4 protein-coding genes are annotated in these 3,454 nt (G+C 26.4%); 2 read left to right on the top strand and 2 right to left on the bottom strand.

Annotated features, from left to right (window positions below; genetic code table 11):
• Together WC356_07625 and WC356_07620 are read left to right on the top strand one after the other, a co-directional pair.
• Nucleotides 1–506 (top strand): hypothetical protein (locus WC356_07625; GenBank protein ID MFA5383011.1); only part of this gene is annotated, 506 nt, incomplete at its 5' end.
• A gap of 128 nt (nt 507–634) precedes the next feature.
• Complete coding sequence (locus WC356_07620; protein ID MFA5383010.1) at nt 635–1,675, top strand: ATP-binding protein; 1,041 nt, start codon at nt 635–637, stop codon at nt 1,673–1,675.
• 1 nt (nt 1,676) lies between these two features.
• Here WC356_07620 and WC356_07615 read toward each other — a convergent pair whose 3' ends face one another.
• Both WC356_07615 and WC356_07610 read right to left on the bottom strand, forming a co-directional pair.
• Nucleotides 1,677–2,849, bottom strand: a complete 1,173-nt coding sequence (locus WC356_07615) for a metallophosphoesterase (GenBank protein MFA5383009.1) — start codon at nt 2,847–2,849, stop codon at nt 1,677–1,679.
• 40 nt (nt 2,850–2,889) lie between these two features.
• Nucleotides 2,890–3,351 carry a hypothetical protein gene (locus tag WC356_07610; GenBank protein ID MFA5383008.1) on the bottom strand — a complete coding sequence of 154 codons (462 nt, stop codon included), beginning with the start codon at nt 3,349–3,351 and terminating at the stop codon, nt 2,890–2,892.
• Between the last annotated feature and the right edge of the window lie 103 nt (nt 3,352–3,454).

Below are 3,454 nucleotides of genomic sequence, written 5' to 3'. Positions count from 1 at the left end.
CAGATAAAAAATCAAAAGAAGAATTAGATAATTTAGATACTGCTATTTTAGAATCTATTTCATCTGGAAAATCAAAATTAAATGATTTAAAAGAGGATATTAATATAAGAAGTGAAGACTTAGCATTTCATTTAGAAAGATTATATACACAAGCATATATTGATTATTATATTAGATCTCTAGAAATTTATCTTACTTTAACTGAAAACGGGTTTAATAAAATTGGGAGAATAAAAAAAGAAACCAAAGTCGAAAATAAAAAAGAAACAAAAGTTGAAGATAAAAAAGAGGACGATATAGAAGAAACAGGGATGTATGAAGAAATGCCAAAAAATAGAGAAATCCAAACTAAATTAACTGATGTAGATAATGAAGATATTAATGTTAAAATGGTAAATTCCAAACGCGCGTATTATTTACAAAAATATTGGTTATATTATATATTAGTTATACTATTGGTTTTGATAATCGCAGGATTATTTTATATTTTCTTTTTTATGAATTAATTAAGTGAATTTTAATTTTTACTTCTGAAACTTTCAACTTAACCTAACTTAAGTTGGAACTTAACCTAGATTAAGTAAAATACCTAATTTACTTAACCTTTATAAGCTTTTTGGTGGTATAATAATATATGTATTTTGAACTCGCACCAAAAGAAAACAAAGAAGATTTTTTTAATCATGAGAATGAATATTTTGAACTTAAAAATGCAATTAAAAGAAAAGATCCAATAATTGCAGTGTTAGGTGTTAGAAGAGTAGGAAAAACTAGTTTATTAAATATATTATATCATGAAACAAAAACTTTAAAATTATGGATTGATGGGAGAATGATTCAAAATCCAAAAATAGAAATTCCTTTAATGATCAATGAAGTGATAGAAACAAAAAAATCAAAGATATTCGGAAGAATAGAGGGGTTAAGTGTTTCTGCTTTTGGTTTTGGGGTAGGCATAAAAACAACTAATACATTGGAGTATACTACTCTTAAAAAAAAGATTGAAAGTTTGGGGGGGATTACTGTATTTATTGATGAAGTGCAGAGAATTGATAATAAGTCTATTTCTGATCTTCTTTCTTATTTTTATGATAAATTACCAAAAATTTCCTTTGTTTTGTCGGGCAGTGAAGTGGGACTTGTAGAAGAAATTTTAGGAGAACAAGATGGAACTCATCCTTTATATGGAAGACATATAACAAAAATAATAATGAAAAGATTTGATAAAAATGGATCCTTTTCTTTTTTACAATCTGGGTTCCAGCAAATTGATGTACCTATCTCTACGCGTGAATTAAAAGAAGTGATTAATGAATTAGATGGGCTTGTTGGGTGGTTGACCTTATATGGGTATAAAAAAGGATTTGTTAAAGATCCAAATGCATTGAAAGAAACAATTAAGTTAGCATCTCAAATAGTTGCTGGGGAAATTGAAAATTTTTTAAAAAACCGAAAAGATAGAAGGTTATATATTTTAATATTACAAAATGCAAGCGCCCCCATTACTTGGACTGAATTAAAATTAAGAGTTGAAAAAAATTATAAAAAACAAATAAATTCTAATACTTTTTCATTTGCTTTAAGTGAATTAGCGAAGTACTCTTTTATTGAAAATACACTTGATGGATATAAAATATGTGATCCGATTTTATTTAATGCAGTAATGCAGGTATAATTTATAATTTTTCTTCTTTGCGTTTTATTTTTTCTATAATTTCATCTGGATTATCAATTAATTCATCTAAAACAGCGCCTGGATTGTTTAATTCTATTCCTGCTTCTTTTAGTTTTTCTCCGAATATAGAAGCGCCAAAGTCTTTAATGGATTTTTTTTGTTCACGCAGTTCTCTTATTTTCTCTATTTTCTGCTTTAAATTTTCTGAATTTAACTCATTAGATATAAATAAGAAACATTTATCTTTGAATTCTTTTTGAAAGGATAGATCTAAGTCTCTTGTTTCTAATCCTTTTTTCAAATCTCCTTTTAGATTTAATTTAATAATTGGTTTTTCTTGGGAATTTTTAAGGATATCTTCAATAATTTTTTTAATTTCATTTTCTATTTCTATTACACTAGCTTGTGAAAATTCTAATTCCTTTAATTTAAAAGGCCGTGTTTTTACATTGATAAATTCATGTGTTTTTGTTAGAGTATCATAGATAACATATCCTTTATTTCCTTGTTCATTAACTTTTAATTGAGTTACTACTGTACTTCCAGGTATTATAAATTTTCCATTTAAACCTGTTTTATAATCATGGATATGGCCGTTTATATATAAATCAAAGCCATTAGGCAAATCATTTAAAGATATTAAAGAAGAAGTTTTCTCCCCAATATACATATATTCTTGTATAGATTGGTGCAGTACTAGGATATTAAACATATTTTCTTTTGGTTTAAAATCCAATGATTTCAATGTGTTTTTAGCAAACTCATCAGGTACTCCTCCCATCCCCTGAATACATATTTTTTCTTCATTAAGCTCGAATATAGAAGGGTTTTCATCAACATCTATTAGATAATTCATTTTACCTAATAATTGAATTGGGTTTAAACTTCCTTTTGCTCTTCTTTCGTGTGTTCCATGTATTGCTGCAATAGGTATTTTTTTGTTGTCTTCTTTATATTTTACATTCCACGTTTTATGTCTTAATTGTTCTAATATACTTACTGCTTCTCCTATTGTTTCCATTGAAGGTATTCTCGTATCAAATATATCCCCCGCTAAAATTATCATATCTGCTTTATCATATGCAGATAATAAAGCATCTATCCCTTGGGAAAAGCTGTCTTCTTGGAATCTTTTATAACCAAAATGAGTGTCTCCTATAATAGCTATTTTCATTTAATCACGTAATTAATTAGTTGATTATTATTTTAAATCCTTACCAAACCATTACAACACGAACCCAATCAATTGTTAATATTTTTGGGGGATTAACTATTGGGGGAATATGGATATATGGTTCTATTTCTGGAGGTTCATAAGGAGTTATTAAACAAGACCTTAAAAGAACCTCATTATTATAATAATCTTCATAATCTTCTTTTGTTGCATCAATTCCATATATATTTGCTAAAGGAAATTTATATTTTATTGTTCCATTTTCATTAGTGATCTCTTTTTTAATTATATAACCAAAATGTTTTATAAGAACAGTAGCATTTGCAGAAGGCAACCAAGTAATATTCTCATTTTTATCTATGTGGGACTCTTCAACTTTTATTAAAACATTACTCCCATAACAATATGGTTTTATTTCTACTCTCAATTCTGGTTCATATTCTTCTGCATAGACAAATACAAAAGAAATTAGGATTAATATAATTAAAAGTTCTTTTTTCATAGTATTACCTATTATTTAAATAACCTAAGATTTAAATTTGTTTTTAATTTTTTTTAATATTATTTCTCCGGTTTCTTCAATATTTAAATTAGAATTATCAATT

This window comes from Candidatus Micrarchaeia archaeon, from assembly GCA_041653315.1.
GTDB lineage: Archaea > Micrarchaeota > Micrarchaeia > Anstonellales > JAHKLY01 > JAHKLY01.
The sequence above is the reverse complement of the archived record's forward strand: the minus strand, read 5'-3'. Positions and strand labels throughout refer to the sequence as shown.